An 18,670-nucleotide genomic window follows, 5' to 3' on the forward strand; every position below is an offset into this window, starting at 1 on the left:
CCCAGGAACGGCCACGGAGTAAGTCATGACCCTGGGACTCGCGATTCTTGGACTCTTCACGGCGCTGCTATCCATGGCGGCCATCTTCCCCGTCCAGGAGCCAAAGTGGTTCGGCTTTGGCGTCATGGCGGCCGCCTTCTGCGCCCTGGGTGGTGCCTTCAGTCCGCCCCACCTGCGCACGGCCATGCCCTGGGGCGTGGGCACGGCGCTCGCCATCTGGGCCCTGGTGGGCCTGGGCACGGGCGCCATCAGCGCCTGGCTGGGCTGGGCTGCACTGGCCCTGGGCATGGCCTACCTGGGCCTGGGCATGCTTCATTTCCTGGGCAGGGTGGTGCCCCCGGGCGCCTGCCTCGCTTCCTGCATGTCCCATGAGGTCTGGTGGGCCCACAAAGGCAGCCATCCTCGTGGGTTGGAGTGCGGGCGCCAGGCGTGTGGGAAAGGAGCGGCGCACCGGGTACCCGAAACCGAGCGCCCGGCGCGCGCTCACAGTTCACCGCGGCGGCCCTCCCCCCGGGGGCCGACATGAGAGTGTTCCGCCACTGCCCCGTGTCCGGCTATTGGGGAAATCCCTGGGTCATTAAAAACCCAGAACCTTTGAAAGCCAAGAAGTCCCCGGGGGGACAATTCTGAACGTTCAAGACGTGCGTGAAGAGAGGGCAAGGACTGGGCGCAAACCCTGACGGGCGTATACTTCCAAAACCGTGATTCGTTTGAATTCCGAGGAGCAAGGCCTGCTGACGGACCTTGAGGCAATGCTCGTGGAGGCCGAGCCCGGGACAGAATCCCTGCCCCCGGTGCTAGGCGCTTTACGAGAGGCTTTACGGGCCGAGCGCGCCGTCGCCTATGGCGTGGACGTGGGCCCCGAGCGCTACCACGCGAGCTACGCCCATTGCGCGGGCTTCCCACTCCCCGCCGCCACAGTGCACGCGGCCATCGAAAACCAGGTGTCTGCCTGGGGAGAACCTTGGGGTTGGTTCAATCCCGCCCGGCCCGAGCCTGCTCAGCGCAACCGCGCGCTGCATTTCCGCTCGCTGACGGAAACCGAGACGGCCCGCCAACTGCCGCTGCATGACTTATCAGCCAGCGAGGTGGGGCGCCGGCTGGGCATGAGCGAGGAATCGCTGGAGAGCACCCGGGAGCGCATCAGCGCCCGCTCCGCGGCGATATTCCGGCAGCTCGGCGTGGAGAACATGCAATGGCTGCGCACGCTCGTCTGTGATGGGCCGGTACTCCTGGGCTGGGTGGGCCTGGCCCGCGCCGAGCCCTTCACCGAGCGCGAGCAGCGCCTGCTCCAGGCCCTGACGCCCGCGCTCCAGCGGCGGCTGACCATGGAGACGCGACTGCGCGAGTCGGGCCTGATGTCCACGGCGCTGCAGGTCGCCATGGAGGCGCTGGGGCGCGCCGCCTGGATTGTCAGCTCCAGTGGCCGCGTGGTGCACGCCAACAATGCCGGCCGAGCGCGGCTGGAACGGCATGACCCGGAGCTGATGGAGTCCCTGCGCCGCGGCGCCCAGGGCATTCCCTGCTCCGGCCCGCTGACCATGACGCCGCTGCTCACCACCGGCCTGCCACCGCACTACCTGGCCATCGACACCGGCACCGCGTCCAGCGCCGCCGCGCGCGTGCAGGCACTGTCGGCGCGCTGGTCGCTCACCGCGCGCGAGTCCGAGGTGCTGACGCACATCATCCAGGGCGAGACGAACAAGTCCATCGCCGGCCGGCTGGGCTGCGCCGAGCGCACGGTGGAAGTCCACGTCACGCATCTGCTAAGCAAGGCACAGGTGGAAAGCCGCTCGGCGCTCATCGCCCGGTTCTTCCAGAGCTCGTGAGCAAGACGTCATCCATCCAGGCCGCGCTCGCGCGGGCCACCGAGGCCGCGGCGGAGGCGCCGCGCTCCGTCCCAGCGGAGGACCCTGTCTGGCGGCGGCGGCTCGTCATGGGGGACCCGCAAGCCGACCTGGACCAGGTCCTGGCCATCCTGGCGCACCACGAACTGCTGACCGGCGAGGGGTGGCTTCGCTCCGACGTGCAGCTCATCTCGGTGGGCGACCACTTCGACTGGGGCAAGCCCGCCGAGCGAGAGTCCGCCGCCGCCAGTGGGCTGGCGCTGGTGGCGTGGCTGGCCGCCCACCCGGCGACCCAAGCGGTGATGCTGCTGGGCAACCACGACCTGGCGCGAGTGGGCGAGCTGGCCGGCTTCACGGATGCGCGCTTCGCCGAGGCCCAGGCCGAAGCGGACCGCATCTACCAGGGAGGCGCGACGGACGAAGCGGCGGAACAGGCGTTCCTCGCGCGCTGGCCCGAAGTTCCTTCCGCGGAGCTGGTGGCCCGCGACTTCGGCAACTTCCGCGCGGTGCAGCGCACCTGGGTGGAACACCTGCTGCGGGTGAAGCGCTTCCGCGTGGCCCATGCCGCGGCCCCTGACCTGCTGGTGCTGCACGCGGGCGTCACACAGGAGGACCTGGACGTGACGCGCCTGCCTCCCGCCCAGCGCGAGGACGCGAACCAGGTGGCGGCGGCGCTGAACGCGGCCCTGGATGCGGCGGTGGCGGGCTGGACTCGAGGTCCGCTCGTCATTCCGGGACTGCACCACCCAGGCGACGCGGCCCAGGGCGAGGGCACGGGCATCTTCTACCAGCGCCCCAGCCTGCTGCCCGAGGACGCCGAGCGCGTGCGCGGCACGCCCCGGCGCCGCTTCGACCCGAGGCGGCTGCCCACGGGCCTGACGCAGGTGGTGGGCCATACACGCGACAAGCGAAGCCGCGCGATGCTGGGGATGCCACCCGACGGCGCCCGCGACGGCGTGCTGCGGCATCTCGTCACGGATGGAACGCGCGTGGACTACGCCCACGGCGCGCCGCCTCCACCAGCACCCGGCACCGCGATGCTGGTGTTCACCGACGGAGCCATGCGCGAGTGCCGGCCCCGGACTACGAGCTGTTCGACCTGGACACCCGCGCGGCGGCTACCGCGCCGAGGCCTGAAGACCGCTGAGCTTCTTCTCCAGCCCGGCCACCGTGCGCGGCGACACCTGCGAGGCGGGCAGCGACTTCGCGAAGGTGATGGCCTCTTCCAGCGTCTTCACGGCGGACGCCGTGTCCTGGCGCGCCACGAGGATGTCCGCGCGGCCCGACAACACCGACAACCGCCGCGCGCCCTGGACGCGCGCCAGCGCACGGTCGCTGGCGGCGAGCGCGTCATCCAGCCGGCCGACGAGCCGGTACAACGTCGCAAGGCGCGCGGGCGGGTTGTAGTCCTGGGGCAGGTCCTTCTCGCTCTGCTCGAGCGCGGGAATCGCCCGGGCGGGCGTCTCCAGCTTCATGGCCGCGAGCATGCGGTGCGAGTCGAACACCGTCCGCGCCTGGGGATTGGGCGCCTTCGCGGCCTCGGCCTCCAGGAACGTCAGCCACTCCTCCGACAGGGCCTTCACGGCCGCCGTGTCCTTCGCCACCTCGCGCGCCTGCACGCGCACCTCGTACAGGCCGGAGCGGTCATCCGCGGACATCTCGATGGCCGGGGGCGCCAGGGCCTCGGCCACCTTGGCCTCCAGGCCGCCGCGCAGCTCCGCCCCCGCCGCGTGGTCCTCCGGCAGCGACAGCACACAGTACATGCCCAAGAGAGCGCCATTGGCCCAGGACAGCGAGCGGGGCGTCTTCGGGAGCTCCTCCAACGCCTTGTGCGCGCACGCCTCGTGCTGCTTCGCGCCGTACATCGCCGTCAGCAGCGACTCCACCGCGCGGCCCCGGCGGGACCAATCCGCGGGTGCCTCGGCCAGGGCCTCCACGAGCGTCTCCGCGGCTTCGGCCGAACGGCCCTCCGCATAGAGCGCGTCCCCGCGAGCCAGCAGGGCCTCGGCGCCGGTGACGCCGCCCTTGTACGCGCGCTCACCGTCCTCGAAGAGCTTCTCCAACTGCGCCACGGTGGCGCTGCCGGCGAAGCGCAGCAAGGCCTTCTCCTGGCGCGGGTCGATGACGTACAGCGTGGGCCAGAACTCCACCGGATACTTTTCCTGGAACGCCGCGTTCGACGTCAGGTCGGTGTTCACCTCCAGCCACACGAAGCGGTCCGCGTGCCGGGCCAGCGACGCGTCGGACAGGACGTAGGCCTTCATCGACCGGCACGTGTGGCACCAGGGCGCCCAGACGTCGACGAAGAGGGGGAGCCCCTTCGCCTGGGCCTCGGCGAGCGCGCGGGCGTAGTCGTCTTCGATGAAGGGCAACGGGCCCTTGGCGTGAGACGCGGCGGCCGCGGGAGCATTCGTATTCGCGGCGGTGCAGGCGACGAGCCCCGACAGGAGCAGGCAGGCGGCGAGAAGGCGCATGGGACCACCCTACCGCGCTCCACCCGCTCTGTCCCCGGCCGACACCGGTGGGACAAGTGCCTGGGCACGGGGCGTCCCGCGTGCTGTGGTGCGAGGACTTCTGGTGATGAGAGACCCGTACACCCTGCGCACCTGCCTCGCGTCCGCCCTGGACGCCCTGCCCGCTCCCGAGCGCTTCCCGGACGCCTCGGACGCCGAGCTCGCGCGCCGTCTGGCCGAACGCCTGCGCCGCGACCTGCTCCCCCGCCTGGGCTCCGCGGACTCCCCGCTGCTGCTGGTGGCCATCGCCGGTCCCAACAACGTGGGCAAGTCCACCCTCTTCAACTCGCTGGTGGGCGCGGCGCTGTCCCCCGCGAGGCCCGAGGGCGGGCTCACCAAACAGTGCCGGCGGCGGCCCACCCGGAGACGTGGACCGGGCCGCTGAAGGACTTCCTGACGCGGCGCTATGACATCGTGCTCGTGGCCTCCGGCGACGCGGCGCCCGTGGACCAGGCGGGGCCTCCGGGCCGGCTGTACCTGACGCTGTCGGACGCGGTGCCTCGCGGGCTGCTCGTCATGGACACGCCGGACTTCGACAGCGTGTACCGCGACAACCGCGAGCGCGCGGAGGCGTTGCTCGTCACCGTGGACGTGCTGGCGTTCGTGGTGAGCCGGCAGACGTACCAGAACGCCGCGCTGGTGGACTTCCTGCGCGCGGCCGTGGGGCATGGGCGGCCGTACCTGCTCGTCTATAACGAGGCCACGCGCGAGGAGGTGGCCCGCGGGCACCTGGACAAGCTCGCCGAGGACGTGGGCCACCCGGCGCTGGCGCGCTACCGGCGCCGCACCAGCCCGACGTGGAGGCGGGACTGAAGCCCCTGGCCACGGAGCCCCTGGACGGGAAGCCCGCGCTGGGGGCGCTGCTGGGACAGGCCGAACACGCGCGCGAGCTGAAGGCCCGGGCGCTGGAAGCCTCGCTCGCGGATGCGCGCGCGGAGATGGAGGCCGTGTCGCGCGCGGCCTCGGAGGCGGCGCGGGAGCCCGACCGGCTCCGCAAGCGACTGCGCCACGAGTTGGACGTGGTGGGGGCGCACGCGGCGCTGAAGGCCGTGCCCGCGGACGTGCTCATCGACGCCTTCCGCGACGAACTGGATGCGCGCAGTCAGTTCCACAAGTGGGTGCGCCTGCCCTTCCGAGGGCTGGCCACGGCGCTCACCTTCGTCACGCGCAAGGTGCGCGAGTCCTTCACCGCGCCCGAGGCCCCGGGCCCGGACACGCCGACCCACGCGGTGGACGAGTCACTGAAGGACGGAGTGCGGCGGCTGGTGGATGCCTTCGCTCCGGAAGTGGCCGCGTGGCGCGCCGACGCGCAGACGCGGACGAAGCTGGAGGAAGCCTTCGGTCCGGTGACGCTGACGAAGCTGGAGGAGCCGCTGGGCTTCGAGCCCCTGCACGCGCACGCGGCGGACCGGGCCACGCTGTATGCGTACTGCCGGGAGCTGGTCTCCGCGGAGCTTCAGGGCGACATGCGGGAGGAGATTCTCCAGACACTGACGACGCTGGTGTACTCCGTGCCGTCAGGCGCGGCGGCGGCGGTGACGGTGGCCACGGGCGGCATGGGCCATGACGCGGTCGTCTGGGCGGGCACGCTGCTGTCCACGCCGCTGATGGAGCGCTTCGTGGACCTGCTGGGCGCCCAGGTGCGGGCTCGTGTCACGAAGAAGTGGGCGGATGCCCACGGCGCGACCCTGTCGAAGGCCCTGGAGGCGCGGTACTTCTCCGACATCCTGAAGCAGCTCGACGGGCTGGCCAGCGACTGGAACCAGACGGCGGCCCGCCTGGACGAGGCCCGGGCAGGCTTGTCCTGACGGGCCCTGAGTCCCGAGTGTACCCAGCGGCGCTGACACCCTGCATCAGCCGGGGCTGAACCGGCGGACATCGGCGCACGATGACGCCTCGGCGAGGGAACGAGCCTCCTGGCCCGCTGTCACTCCGTCCGTGCGTGCCCGGCGGCAATGCGCCATGCTGTGGGTCTCATGAACGGCTCGGACCCAGCCGGACTGGGCTCCCCACCTCTCGTCCTGTCCTTCCGCCACCTGCTGACCGACGCCGTCAGCACGTTCCTGGACGAAGCCTCCATGTCCTGTGAGCTGACGGCGGACGCCATCGGAGAGCTCATCGTCACCCTGTCGCGCTATCGCGAAGAGGGAGCTCCGCTGTTTCCCATGGCCTTCGTGGGAGACGACCTGGGACAGCTGCTCGAACACCTGGGCGGGCATGACCCGATTGCCATCGGCATCGGTCCGCGTTCGCGCGCCACCATCCAGCGCGCGCTCAAGCAGTGCGCGCCGCTGGGCCAGGGGCGCTGGTGGGCGCTGTACCTCCTGCGCGTCCCGGAGGGCTTCGCCTACGGCGTCTTCCGGACGGACCCCTTTCCTCTAGCGGAGACGCCGCTGGAGCGGCTGCGCCGTGTCGAGGACAAGGGCGCGGGCGTCGTGGGTGTGCTTCAGCTCGCCGACAACATCCTGGAGCTGCGCTCGGGCGGAGGGCTGTGCCGGCACGTGTACCTGTCCGGCGCGAGGGTGGAGTCGGCCTCTCCGCCAGAGGTGATGGATGAGCTGGCGGACGTCGTCACGGCCGGCGTCACCACGCACAGTCGCGAGCGCGCGCGAGGGTTCTTCCGCCGGGTGCTCTTCGAGGTGATGCAGGGCTCCCACGGCGCGCTCGTGGCGGTGCTGCCCCGGGAGCGCGCGGGCTCCACGCTGTTCGTAGACGGCATCATCCTCCCCCGTCCGCTGGACATCGTGGCGTTACTGGAGCGCTACCACGCGGACCCCACCGACAGCGCGGGCACCGCCGTGCGCGCCGCCGCGCAGCTGCTGCGGGGAATGATGGCCACCGATGGCATCACCGTGCTCCGCGCGGATGGCTGCATCGTGGGCTACAACATCTTCGTGCGACATCCCGAGACACTGGCCAGTCAGCCGTCTGTGGTTGGCGGCGCCCGGCGGCGAACCTTCGAGGTGCTGTGCGCGGCCCTGGGCACGGAACTCACCGCCGCGTTCATCCGCTCCCAGGATGGGGACGTGAGCTGCAAGCGGGTCTGAGTCAGAGCGACCTGCATTTCAAACTATTCCGAGTAGCAACGGCCCACTGAATCTCCGCCGTTGAGCGACCGCTGGAGGACCTGCGACGTCGTAGCGGAAAGCCGCACGTTGCCGGAATTGCGGTTGTGGGAGATATCCCGCATTGTTGCGGGGCTTTGAAATCGCCCGTGTCCCGCATCGCGCGTACCGCGCTCACTGTCCTGACGGTGTGCCTCGCCAGTGTTGCGCAGGCACAGCCAGAGCCAGGCGAAAAGGCGCCAGAACTTGTCCGCATCCGTGGGGTTCCCGTAGCTCCTTCGCCAGGAGCAGTCGGCACCGGGTTGTGCATGGCATCAAGCACATCATCGACTCCGGCCGTGGACTTCCCTCAGAGCGAGGCCACATTCCCCGGTACCTTCAATGCGTTCATGGAGTCGAGCAGGCCGCGACGCGTCACCTCCGTACTCCGCACGTTGTTCGACCTCTCGAACAACATCACGCTAGGCGATCCAAACGACCCAACGATTCAGCAGCCAAGCTACGGCGACTTCGTGAACTCCGTTGGTTCGTGCGGTAGAGGCGGATGTGCCTCCCCACACCCAACGTTCTCGTCCTTCGGCGCCCGATTTCGCGGATACATCAACGTCCAACCACAGTGGGTGGAAGTCCCTCTACACTTCGGGTTCTATGCCGACGATGCCGTCAGCTTCGTCATCTATGACCTGAGCCAGACGCCCTATCAGGTCATCAACCGGCCACCGCAGCTCGGAATCGCGTCCTGGCGCACGACCAACACCGTGGTCTTTGAGAGACCGGGCCTCTATCCCGTAGAGATCCTCTACGCTCAGGTCAGCGAGCACTCTGCGCTTGAGTTCTCGACGTTCGTCGGTGCGTTTCCAGATACAGAGCGTGGCGCCAGCACCGACCCCATCGTCAAGCTCAACACAGCCGGTTTCGTCCTTGCTCCGCCAGAGCTCTTCTTCCACACGGAGGGCGGACGTCCCTCCTTCCCAGACGACATCAACCGCTGCGAGCAGTGCAACCGCCAGTTCGCGAACATCCCAGGCACTGGCGGCTGCGGTTCTTTCTACCACTGCAACGCGGCGGCCCTCTGCGCGCCCTGCGACTCCTCGCTCTTCTGCGGCGAGGACTGCTCCCCCTGCGGCGAGTCCGCGCCCCACTGCGCCAACGTCAACGGCCGCACCCAGTGCGTGCAGTGCACCGAGGACGGCCAGTGCCCGAACGGCCGCTGCGACCTCGAAACCAACCAGTGCACCGGCTGCAACGAAGACAGTGACTGCGCCACGGGCGCCTGTGACACCGAAACATTCACATGTGTCGAGTGCAAGAACGACAGCCAGTGCACCAACGGCGAGGTCTGCGCCACCGACATCCATGAGTGCCGCCAGTGCACGCAAGACGCCCACTGCCCTCAAGGCGAGTCCTGCACCAACAACGTGTGCTCGCCCTGCGCCACCAATGATTCGTGCGCCGGCAACTCCTGCAACTGCTGCCCCAACGGCACCCAGTGCATGGCGCTGACGCCCGGTGCCACGCCGACCTGCGTGGAGTGCACCACCAGCAGCCAGTGCGCCGAGGGACAGCAGTGCGACACCGCCAACGGCCGCTGCGTGGACAGCGTGCCTTCGTGCAACACGGCCGACAGCTGCGGCCCTGGTTGCGTGAAGTGCCCCGGCGAGCGCCCCTTCTGCCTCGACGGCGAAGTCTGCGTCCAGTGTCGCAACGATTTGGAGTGCGGCGACGGCCAGTTCTGCCTCAGTGGCGAATGCGCGTCCTGCACCACGGACAAGCACTGCGGCCCCCGCTGTGGAGCCTGCGGTGGTGACACCCCCTTCTGCCTCTCCAATGGCACCGCGCAGGGCAGCACCTGCGTGGGCTGCACGGATGACGGGGACTGCGGGAGCGGCGTATGCAACCCCACCACTCGCACGTGTGAGAACTCGGGCGCGTGCGCGGTGACGTGCGAGCCGGGAACGGTCTGCGACGGGACCTCCTGCGTGGAGTGCTTCGCGGATGCCCACTGCCCCTGTGGCGGCACCTGCGACACCGCGACCAACACCTGCTCCACCGCCTGCTCCGACAGCGGAGACTGCCTGGGCGTGGAGCACTGCTCCGCGAAGACGATGGAGTGCGAGCGCGGCCGCCGCAAGCCGGGCACCGAGCCCCAAGGCGGCGCCTTCTGCTGCGGCACCACCGCCGACGCCACGCCCGCTGGAAGCACCACCTTCCTGCTACTGCTCGCCGCGGGTCTCACGTTCCTCCGCCCCCGGCGCCCTGCTCGATGAAGCCCTCGCACCTGTTCCTCATCGTGGCGATGGGGTTGTCCACCACCGCCACTGCGCAGCCAGACGCGCGCTTCAACGTGCAGCTCTTCCGTCCGTCCGGCGCGCCCCAGGACCTGGTCGTGGTGCAGCAGTCGCGTCCGCTGTCACACCTGTCCGTCTCGGCCGGGCCGTACCTCAGCTACTCGCTCAATCCCCTGTCGCTGATTCCCGAAGGCGGAGACCTGAGCAAGATCAACCTGGTCGGCAACCGCCTTCAATTGGACGTCATGGCCACCATTGGCCTCTTCGACTGGGCCGAGGTCGGCGTGGACATGCCGCTCATCCTCGCCCAGGGCGGCGCCAACCTGGAGGTCATCGGCACCGAGGGGAGCGTGGAGAGCTTCGTGCTCGGTGACCTCCGGCTCACCGGCAAGGTGGCCATCCCGGGCCTGCGCCGGCCCGCCGAGGGCAAGGGCTGGGGCGGCGCGGTGACGCTCAACGTGAGCTTCCCCACCGGCGCCCAGGACGCCTTCGCCGGAGACGGCGAGCTGACCTGGGCCCCGGGCCTGGTGCTGGACTACCGCTTCGAGAACGGCATCCTCCTGGCGCTCAACGGCGGCTTCTGGAAGCGCCCGGACCGCGTCTTCAGCGGCGTGTCCGTGGGCGACATGATGCCCTTCGGCGTCGGCGCGGAGGTCCCCATCCTCCGCGGCAGCGGTGTCACCGCGGTGGGCATGGTGCATGGCGCGGTGGGGTTGCAGAAGCAGCCCGATGAGCCCCGGCAGGTTCCCGCGGAGGCGCTCTTCGGCCTGCGCTGGTACAGCTCCACCGGCCTCACCTTCACGTTCGGCGGTGGCATGGGCTGCGGCTGCTCCATCGCCTCGCCCTCGCTGAGCTTCTTCACGTCCATCCTGTGGATTCCGGCGAAGACGCGCGAGTGGGAGGCCCTGGAGCGCTTCAAGGAGCCGCCCGAGCCCCCGCCGCCGCCCATCGACCCGGATGGTGACGGCGTGATTGGCGAGTCGGATGCGTGCCCCGACGTGGCCGGCCCCGTGGCCAACATGGGCTGCCCGGACACGGACAAGGACGGCGACGGCGTGGTCGACCGGCTCGACCGGTGCCCGGACCAGCCCGCCGGCAGCCGCGGCAAGGACGGGTGCCCGCTGGCCCGCCGCGATGGCAACCGGATTGTCATCCTGGAGCAGCTCAACTTCGCCACCGACCAGGACATCATCCTCTCCGAGTCCTTCCCCATCCTGGAGGAGGTCGCTCGGGTGATGAACGAGAACACCGAGGCCGACCGGGTGCACATCGAGGGTCACACCGACTCTCGCGCCAGCGATGCGTACAACCTGGACCTGTCGCGCCGCCGCGCGGCCAGCGTCATGCGCTTCCTGGTGGAGAGCGGCGTGGCGGCGGAGCGGCTGTGCTCACAGGGCTTTGGCCGCTCACGGCCGCTGGCGGACAACGCGACGGAAGAAGGCATGGCGCTCAACCGCCGCGTCGACTTCACCATCCAGCCGCCGAGCGACGGACCGCGTCCGCCCTGCCCGGAGGACGCGGAGGACAAGAAGCGCAAGCGCCCCACCAAGAAAGCGCCTGCCGCGCCCAAGGCGAAGTCGAAGGCTCCCGCGGCGCCGAAGCCGTAGACGCGGGGGAAGACTCGCTACGGGACGACGAACTCCGCCGCCGTCCGCCGCCGGCCGGCGACCACGGACACCACCGCGCGCCCGGAGCCCACCGCCGTCACGCGGCCTTCGGGTGACACCGACACCACGGCGGAGTCCGAGGTGAAGAACTCCAGCGGCACCGTGTCCAGCACGACGCCGCTGCGATTGAAGGCGCGCGCCTGGAGCTGCACGGACTGCCCCTCCGCTGGAAGGCGTGGTGCGTGAGGTTGAGGCCCAGCCGCGCGAAGTCCGCCGGCACCACCTGCACCGCGATGTGCCGGCTGAGGTGCCCCAATGTCGCGCTCAGGGTCGCCTTGCCCGGGCGCACGGCCACCAGTTGCCCGTCCTCCACCCGCGCCACCGTCTCATCCGAGGAGCGGAACGTGGGCATGGCGTCCTGCAACGAAGAGCCCTGCTCGTTCCTCGCCACCACGCGCAGCTTGATGACACGCCCCACCTCGAGGAAGTCCGCGCCTGGGGCACGCACATCCAGCGAGTTGAGGATGGTCAGCTCCAGCGGCAACGCCGCGCGGACCTTGCCACCCGTCGCGCCGATGGTCGTCTTCCCCGACTTGCGCACCGTCAGCAAGCCTTCCTGGACCTGCGCCACGTCCGGCGCGGAGCTGGTCCACCGCAGCTTCGGGTTGGACATGGGCTGGCCCTCCGCGTCGAAGACCTCGTACGCCAGCTTCACGGTCTGCCCAGGCGTGCGGAGGTACTTCGTCTCCAGCGGCTCCAGCTTCATGGTGGTGGGCGTGGGCCCGCAGGCGCTCAACAGCCCGATGACGGCGACAAGGGGGAGGCAAATAGGAATGCGCGGCGTCTTCACGGCGTCACGACGGCGGAGATGGGTGGGAAGCCCCCATTGTAGCCCCACCCCATCGGCGGCGTACGAAAAGGGGCCTTCGAGGTTCAGGGCCGCACGCCTGCCCCCACCCGCCTCACGCCCCGGCATGCCATTGCAGCGCGGGAATGCGTCCACGAGGCCGGGGCCCGGGCGCCAGCGAGAGGGGCGGCACGTAGAGGCCCAGCCGCTCCCGCCGCCACCAGATGCCCGTGCGCCGCCGCTCGGCCACGTCCGTCATCCGGTAGTCGTACAGCACCGCTCGCACCATCCGAGGCGGCCGGTCCGGGAAGGGGTTGCTCGCCAGCAGGCCCAGGACGTCCGGCGAGCCCTCCAGCAACCGGGCCAGGAACGCGACGAACCAGCCAGGAGGCGAGCCGAGCGCGGCGAACCACATCTGCCAGTCCAGCCTCGGCTGGTGGGGAGCCACCAGCCGGGGAGGCCGGGCCGGGTCCCCCACCTTGTAGTGGAAGGAGTATTCCTTCCACTGCACACCGTCGTCGGAGCCCTCCACGAGGATTTCCGGCCGCTGCACCGTCATCACGCTGAAGAGGCCGTAGGGATTCACCGAACGCAGGGGCCGCGCATGGGACTCCAGCCACGTCAGCATCGCGCCGACGCGCTCGGGCCGGTACCGCTGCCACCCTTCGAACCGGCGAAGCACCTCCGACGCCCCCAGCACCAGCAGCGGCGACACCACCAGCGCGGACACGCCGGTACGCCACCAGGGCCGTGGCTGAGCGGGAGGCCCGTCCTTCAAAGGCAGCACCCGCCGCAGCGCCGCGTCATCCAGGAGCCACACGCCCAGCACCCAGGCCTGGACGTTGAAGAAGCCGTAGTTCCCTGTGGCGGCGATGGCGGTCTGCAAGCCGCTCAGACTCCAGAAGGCGAACTGCCGCAAGCGCCGGGGCCCGAAGGCCAGGAAGGGCACCACCGTCTCGAGCCAGAGCACCGCTCCGGTCGAGGCCCGCTGGAGCCGACGCGGCAGATGATGCGCGTACCAACCACCCCGCGTGGGCAGCGGCGCCGTCTCGTAATAGTGCTCGCACGCGCTCAACTCGCGCCAGGTCTGGTCCCCTGACTGGAGCTTGCTGAGCCCCGAGCCGAAGTAGAGCCGGAATACGAGCAGCCGGAAGAGGAACACATCCAGCGCGGAGGGCTCGTCACGGCCCAGGCCCGGCCGCAGTCCTCCGGGCGCGGTGAGCGCCGCCAGCAGTCCCATTTCCAGCAGCAGCACGTCCCACTGGAAGGAGAGGAACTCACGCCCCACGGCCACGTAGGAGAGGTACAGCGCCCACAGCGTCGACACGCTGAAGCGGGGCGCCACGTTGAAGAGCAACGCCAGGGACAGAACCTGGCCCTTCCAGCACCCACGCACCAACGCGGCGTCCGAGGCGTCCAACCAGAACAGCGACGGGATGCGCCGCCACCTCGCGAGCGCCGAAGCCTCCTCGCGACGCTCCGCGGCCGGCGCTCCGCCACGGGCCGGAGGCCTTGCGTCCCATACAGTCCCCGCACCTGCCGCCCCAGCGAGGTGAAGGCGATGAGGAACGTTCCTCCCAGCAACCGCAGGAAGACCCAGCGCACCCACCGGTATTCGTGCGGCACCACCGCGCGCCCGAAGAGCCAGCGGTCCACGCCCGCCGCCTGACGGCGATTCCGGGCCACCACCGCATAGACGCCCTGGGCCAGTTGCAACACCCCCGGCATCAGCCCCAGCCTCGCGGCCACCCGAGTCCCCCGGCGAGGCGACGCGGCGAGCGCGCGGAAGAGGGCCTCCGCGCCCTGGGATACCCGGCCGGAGGGCTCCACCAGTTGCATGGCCCTGCGCATGTCCGCCTTCGGGATGCCCAGCAGCCAGCGGCGCCACCCGCTGCCCGGCCGGTAGCGGACACGGTCCTCTGTGCGCCACCGCCAGCGCGCCGCCCAACGCCGGCAGAACGCGCAGTCGCCGTCGAAGAGCACCAGGGGCCGGGTCAGCAGCACACCGCGAGAGATTCGCGCCATCATGCGGGAACGTTGTGCCGTCCCACGGACGACGTCCCCGTATCCTCGGGCGCCCGCCGTGGAAGCGGCGGAGCATCCAGGCCGTGGCCTCCCTCCCCGCCCACGTGACAACGGCTGGGGGTGCCTAGCTTTGTCCGCATGAGCGAGCCCAAGGGGAAGGCGAAGCGGACAAGCGAGCTGGTGCCTGGCGTCCACCACTGGACCCTCTCCGATGACCGCATCGGCGGCGCGCGCAGTGACGCGTACGCCGTGGTGGACACGGATGGCGCCGTCGTCCTCATCGACCCGCTGCCCATCGACGAGGAAGCGCTGCGCAAGCTGGGGAACATCTCCGCCATCGTCCTGACGGCGGGCAACCACCAGCGCTCCGCGTGGCGGCTGCGCAAGGCCTTCAAGGTGCCCGTCTGGGCACCCGAGGGAGCACAGTCGCTGGAGGAGCAGCCCGACTTCTTCTACGTCGCGGGAGACACGCTGCCCGGGGGACTCATCTCGTTCCACACCCCCGGCCCCACCGAGGCGATGTACACGCTGTGGATGCAGCAACACCCGCGCGCCGTCGCGTTCATCTCCGACCTGCTCACGCACGAGGACGGCGAGACGCCGGACTTCATCCCCAGCGAATACCAGGACGAACCGCTGCGCACCCGGCACAGCGTCCAGCGCATCCTGGACCACCTCCCCGTGGAGACGCTGTGCTTCTCCCACGGCGCGCCCATCCTCCGCGACGGCGCCCGCGCGTTGCGGCTCGCGCTGGAAGAGGACATGGAGTCGCCCGCCGCGCCAGCGCCCTGAGCCCGCCCGCGCGCGTCAGCCCAGCGGCCCTTCGCGCACCAGCACCTGTCCCGCCTCCAGCCCTGGAGGCACCAGGTGCAACACCTCGCCCGCCTCCGCGCGGTCGAGCAGCGCGCTCAGCGCCGGGAGGTCCGTGACGGGAACACGCAGCGACGGCGTCAGTGAAAGGCGCCGCACCATCGCGTCCCCCAGCCGCACCCGGTCCGTCAGCGCCGACTCGTAGACGAAGGAGCGCTCCCCATACTCATGGCCCCCGGGCACGCGCCCCACGAGGCGCAGCGGGCCCAGCCTGGAATGGACACGGACGCTGGGGTTGTCCCACTGGGCCACGCCTCGCAGCCGCCGCGCGCGCAGCATCTGCAACGTGAGCAGCTTCACCCACGGCGACGCCCCCGTTCCCGGCAGCACGCTCAGCAGCGACACGCCAATGACCAACCCTGGCGTCACCGAAGGCGCCGCGTAGTAGGCCGCGCCAATGGCTGGGTCCTCGTCGGCCAGCCCCAACCGCTCGCGCACGGGGGCCGCCAGCATCCGGGCCGGGCAGCGCAGCAGCCCAATGGCGCCCGGCAGCAGATACAGGTCCGACAGCACCCAACGCGGCACGCCGATGCCACCGAAGGCGAGCTGGTTCAGCGCCAGGTACTGCATCGCCAGGTCCGCGTTCCGCTCGGCGGGCAGGAACGTCACCGGCACACCCAGCGGCGACAAGTCCAACGAGCCCGCGTGCTCACCCGAGCCCAGCGCCACCAGCGACGCGCCAGGGTGCGCCGCGAGGAAAGCCTCCGCCTGCCGAGGCAGCGTGTCCGCGTCACCCATCGGCATCGATGTCCCTCGCGATGGCCGACAACCGGAACGCGTCTGGGATGTTCAGCGTCGAGGCGTCCACCTCGGCGCGCGACACGAGGCAGCGTGACGAGCCGCCTCCTTCTCACACAGCTCGCGCATGGTGAGCGACACCACGCGCAGGCCCAGCGCCTCCAGCCGCTCCCGCACCGAGTCCGGCACCACCGAAGGCGCCAGCACGTCGCGCCCCACCGGCAGCCCGTTGGTGGCGTAGCGGCGAATCTCCGCCTCCGTCACGAGGAGCAGCCGGTGCTCGCCGAAGCGCTCGCGCAGCAGCGCATGGGACTCCGGCGCCATCACGTCCGGACACACCATCAGCCGGTCCACCGCGGGCAGCGGAAGCACCGCCATGTTGCCGTGGAAGGCGGGCTCGCGGACCTGGATGCGCAGCACCTCTCCGGGGAAGTACCGCGCCGCGGCCTCCAGGCCGTCCAGCGTCGTGCGGCCGCCCCAGAACAGCAGCGTGACGCCGTCGAAGGTGGCCACGTCGCCGTGGGCTTCCCAGATGCCCACGCCCGGGTCCACCACCTCCATGCCCAGCGACCGGGCCAGGGGCGCCCAGTGCTCGCGCTCCGCCTGCCGGTGCGCGCTCATCATCCGCGGCAGCACGAACAACGGAGCGGCGCCCTGACGCGCCACCACCTGTCCACACTCGGCGGCGTACGGCATGCCCGTCAGGAGCTCGGAGGGAGACGGCAACGCGACCACCGTGCCGCCACGCGCTTCGATGTCCCGGGCCAGCGCCAGCCATTCCCGCCGGGCCTGACGCGCGTCCACGGGCGGTGCCTCGCGGCTGCGGAAGTTGCTGCGGCCACGCAGGGCCCACGTGCGTCCCGGCGGCGACATGAGGAAGAGGTCCATGGTGGTACTGCTTCTACTCCTCCAGGCGTCCCCGCGGCCATCCGCTCCCCGCCCCACCCGGACGCCCGACGTTTCCGGTAGGCCCCCGGGCGGAAACTGCACGCTGGCGCACCCTCCGCGCATCTTCTTCGTAGTCACCCGGACGAAGCCGGGACAGGCTCTCTCCACGTGGACGAGACGAGCCTGCCCGAACCCGATGCCCTGCGTTCCCTGCTGAAGACGGCCCTGGAGCTGCCCGCGCTCCGGCCGCATGCCGCGCGCCTGGAGCGGCTCGTGGACGACTATGCGCGCGGCGTGGCGCGCAAGGACGCCCCCTGAGCGTGGCGTTGGTGGGAGCCACCGGCGCGGGCAAGTCCACCCTCCTCAACGCGCTGGCGGGGCAGGCCCTGTCGCGCGAAGGCGTCAACCGGCCCACCAGCACGGCCGCCACCGTGTTCGCGCCAGAAGGTACGCCCACGGACGCGCTGGCGGGCTCCGGCGCGCGGGTCATGACGTATGCCCCCGGCCCCCAGGGCCTGTGGGGCGGACAGGTCTTCATCGACACGCCGGACCTCAACAGCGTGGCCACCACGCACCGCGAAGTGGCCCGCGCGGCGCTGGAGCGCGCGGATGTGGCGCTCGTCGTCATGCACCGCGGCAGCGTGGCGGAGGCCTCCCAGGTGGAGTTCCTCACGGAGTTCGCCCGCCGGCGCTCGCTCGTCTTCATCCTCAACTTCGCGGACGAGCTGTCTCCGGAGTCGCGCGACACGCTCAAGGCCCAGGTGCGCCGCGTGGCCTCCGAGCAGTACGGCCTGGCCCAGGAAGACGTGCCCGTCTTCGCCATCAGCGCCCTGTCGGCGAAGGACGGCCGGGACGTGTCCGGCGAGTTCGGCGCCCTGCTCTTCCACCTGCGCGGGCTGGCCACGCAGGCGGTGGCCGCGCGCGTGCGCAAGACGAACGCGATGGGCGCGCTGGAAGAGGTGCACACGCGCGTGGAGGCCGCGCTGAAGGAGACGGACGCGATGCTGTCACGCACGCGCGCCGCGCTGGACTCGGGGATGGAGAAGGCCGCGGAGGGCCTGCGCGCGGACTTCGACGCGCGGCTGCGGCTGGCGCACGGCCACCTGGCGGCGGAGGTGCGGCGTCAGGCGGGAGGCCGCTTCTGGGGGCCCGCGGCCTGGGGCCTGCGGCTGTCCCTCTGGGGCGCCAGCGGGCTGGGCGCGGCGGCGCTGGTGGGGCGGAGCAGTCTGCCCGCGGGGCTGGCGGTGGCGGCGGCTTCCACCGTGGTGGACGTGGTGCGCGGACACACCCGCGCCAGGGCCGCGGAGTCCGCCGTGGTCGAGCCCTTCGAGGACGACTTCAGCGCCCAGGCCGCGGCGCGCACCGCGCTGGCGGAGGCGCGCAGCGTGGCGCGCGCGAGCGGACTGGAGCCCGCGCTGCTGGGCGTCCCTGACGTGGACACGCTGTTGGAGGAGGTGCGGGTGGCCAGAGCGGGCGCCTGGCGCTACACCGCCACCACCGGCGTCGCGGAGGCGGTGGCAGGATGGTGGCGCACCGCGCGCTGGCTGGTGCTACCGCTCATCAACCTGCCGCTGCTGGCCCTGCTGGGCCATGTGGGCTACCGCGTGGTGCGGGCCTACGTGGAAGGCCCCTGCTGCCGTTGGACTACTTCGTCAACGCGGGGGCCCTCTTCATGCTGCTCGCCGGAGCGGGCGCGTTGCTGGCCTCAGCGAGTCTCGCTGGAGCCGCTCGCCGTGCGGGTACCACCGGACGTGCGCGCTTCGTTGAGGCCCTGGCCGCCCTGGGCGGGAGGCTGGGAGAGACCGTCGAGGATGCTCTGCGCCCCGGGCGGGAGGCCGCGAAGGGCCTGCTGGCGCTCCGGTGACATGGACACCACCGGCTGACCCGGGGTGTGCGTGCCGCCGTTGCTCGCCATGAGCGCCTGCGTGCCGTTGTCCTTGCAGAGGGGCGCGGCCACGCGGGTGTCGCGCACCGGGTCTCCG

General features: G+C 70.9%; 11 protein-coding genes and 4 pseudogenes. 9 read left to right on the forward strand and 6 right to left on the reverse strand.

Translation table 11 applies throughout. The features are described 5' to 3' along the window. The first annotated feature begins 25 nt into the window (after positions 1 to 25). From QEG98_RS37885 to QEG98_RS37895, 3 genes and pseudogenes are all read left to right on the forward strand, one after another. Positions 26 to 526 carry a hypothetical protein gene (locus QEG98_RS37885; protein ID WP_316564790.1) on the forward strand — a complete coding sequence of 167 codons (501 nt, stop codon included), beginning with the start codon at positions 26 to 28 and terminating at the stop codon, positions 524 to 526. Between the two features lie 175 nt (positions 527 to 701). Beyond that, positions 702 to 1,829 carry a LuxR C-terminal-related transcriptional regulator gene (locus QEG98_RS37890; protein WP_316564791.1) on the forward strand — a complete coding sequence of 376 codons (1,128 nt, stop codon included), beginning with the start codon at positions 702 to 704 and terminating at the stop codon, positions 1,827 to 1,829. Further along, positions 1,826 to 2,994: pseudogene (locus QEG98_RS37895) on the forward strand (transcriptional regulator). The gene QEG98_RS37890 and the pseudogene QEG98_RS37895 overlap by 4 nt, the downstream one beginning before the upstream one ends. Here the strand turns inward: QEG98_RS37895 and QEG98_RS37900 are convergent. Further along, positions 2,966 to 4,321: a thioredoxin family protein gene (locus QEG98_RS37900; protein WP_316564792.1), complete on the reverse strand. Its 1,356-nt coding sequence runs from the start codon at positions 4,319 to 4,321 to the stop codon at positions 2,966 to 2,968. The pseudogene QEG98_RS37895 and the gene QEG98_RS37900 overlap by 29 nt on opposite strands. Positions 4,322 to 4,427: 106 nt before the next feature. Here QEG98_RS37900 and QEG98_RS37905 point away from each other — a divergent pair. The 4 genes and pseudogenes from QEG98_RS37905 to traB all read left to right on the forward strand — a co-directional run bounded on the left by QEG98_RS37905 (position 4,428) and on the right by traB (position 11,320). After that, positions 4,428 to 6,168 (forward strand): annotated as a pseudogene (locus QEG98_RS37905) (GTPase domain-containing protein). Positions 6,169 to 6,336: 168 nt separating this feature from the next. Then, positions 6,337 to 7,407: a hypothetical protein gene (locus QEG98_RS37910; RefSeq protein ID WP_316564793.1), complete on the forward strand. Its 1,071-nt coding sequence runs from the start codon at positions 6,337 to 6,339 to the stop codon at positions 7,405 to 7,407. Positions 7,408 to 7,532: 125 nt separating this feature from the next. Next, positions 7,533 to 9,692, forward strand: a complete 2,160-nt coding sequence (traA, locus tag QEG98_RS37915; RefSeq protein ID WP_316564794.1) for an outer membrane exchange protein TraA — start codon at positions 7,533 to 7,535, stop codon at positions 9,690 to 9,692. Next, on the forward strand, positions 9,689 to 11,320 hold the full coding sequence (traB, locus tag QEG98_RS37920) for an outer membrane exchange protein TraB (protein WP_316564795.1): 1,632 nt from the start codon (positions 9,689 to 9,691) through the stop codon (positions 11,318 to 11,320). The genes traA and traB overlap by 4 nt, the downstream gene beginning before the upstream one ends. 97 nt (positions 11,321 to 11,417) lie before the next feature. Here the strand turns inward: traB and QEG98_RS37925 are convergent, their stop codons facing one another. The 3 genes and pseudogenes from QEG98_RS37925 to QEG98_RS37935 form a co-directional block, all read right to left on the reverse strand. Further along, positions 11,418 to 12,086, reverse strand: coding sequence for an Ig domain-containing protein (locus QEG98_RS37925; RefSeq protein ID WP_316564796.1), 669 nt, complete (start codon positions 12,084 to 12,086; stop codon positions 11,418 to 11,420). 196 nt (positions 12,087 to 12,282) lie between these two features. After that, positions 12,283 to 13,587, reverse strand: a complete 1,305-nt coding sequence (locus QEG98_RS37930; protein ID WP_316564797.1) for a lipase maturation factor family protein — start codon at positions 13,585 to 13,587, stop codon at positions 12,283 to 12,285. 299 nt (positions 13,588 to 13,886) lie between these two features. After that, a pseudogene (locus QEG98_RS37935) lies at positions 13,887 to 14,195 on the reverse strand (DCC1-like thiol-disulfide oxidoreductase family protein); the annotation flags it as partial. A gap of 135 nt (positions 14,196 to 14,330) precedes the next feature. On the opposite strand from QEG98_RS37935, the gene QEG98_RS37940 reads away from it, so the two are divergent. Next, complete coding sequence (locus QEG98_RS37940) at positions 14,331 to 14,984, forward strand: MBL fold metallo-hydrolase (protein ID WP_186817991.1); 654 nt, start codon at positions 14,331 to 14,333, stop codon at positions 14,982 to 14,984. Between the two features lie 15 nt (positions 14,985 to 14,999). Here QEG98_RS37940 and QEG98_RS37945 read toward each other — a convergent pair whose 3' ends face one another. Together QEG98_RS37945 and QEG98_RS37950 are read right to left on the reverse strand one after the other, a co-directional pair. Then, a complete protein-coding gene (locus QEG98_RS37945; protein WP_316564798.1) occupies positions 15,000 to 15,806 on the reverse strand; it encodes a hypothetical protein in 807 nt (268 codons plus the stop codon). 45 nt (positions 15,807 to 15,851) lie between these two features. Beyond that, entirely contained in the window at positions 15,852 to 16,688 is an 837-nt protein-coding gene (locus QEG98_RS37950) for an amidinotransferase (protein WP_316564799.1), read from the reverse strand. Between the two features lie 168 nt (positions 16,689 to 16,856). Here QEG98_RS37950 and QEG98_RS37955 point away from each other — a divergent pair. Beyond that, positions 16,857 to 18,552 (forward strand): annotated as a pseudogene (locus QEG98_RS37955) (GTPase). The last annotated feature ends 118 nt before the right edge of the window (positions 18,553 to 18,670 follow it).

The organism is Myxococcus sp. MxC21-1, from assembly GCF_032612255.1.
GTDB classification, from domain to species: domain Bacteria; phylum Myxococcota; class Myxococcia; order Myxococcales; family Myxococcaceae; genus Myxococcus; species Myxococcus virescens.

Coding starts and splice junctions, on each gene's coding strand:
- QEG98_RS37885 (WP_316564790.1), top strand. CDS start 26: ATGACCCTGGGACTCGCGATTCTTGGACTCTTCACGGCGCTGCTATCC.
- QEG98_RS37900 (WP_316564792.1), bottom strand. CDS start 4,321: ATGCGCCTTCTCGCCGCCTGCCTGCTCCTGTCGGGGCTCGTCGCCTGC.
- QEG98_RS37910 (WP_316564793.1), top strand. CDS start 6,337: ATGAACGGCTCGGACCCAGCCGGACTGGGCTCCCCACCTCTCGTCCTG.
- traB (WP_316564795.1), top strand. CDS start 9,689: ATGAAGCCCTCGCACCTGTTCCTCATCGTGGCGATGGGGTTGTCCACC.
- QEG98_RS37925 (WP_316564796.1), bottom strand. CDS start 12,086: ATGAAGCTGGAGCCGCTGGAGACGAAGTACCTCCGCACGCCTGGGCAG.
- QEG98_RS37940 (WP_186817991.1), top strand. CDS start 14,331: ATGAGCGAGCCCAAGGGGAAGGCGAAGCGGACAAGCGAGCTGGTGCCT.
- QEG98_RS37945 (WP_316564798.1), bottom strand. CDS start 15,806: ATGCCGATGGGTGACGCGGACACGCTGCCTCGGCAGGCGGAGGCTTTC.
- QEG98_RS37950 (WP_316564799.1), bottom strand. CDS start 16,688: ATGGACCTCTTCCTCATGTCGCCGCCGGGACGCACGTGGGCCCTGCGT.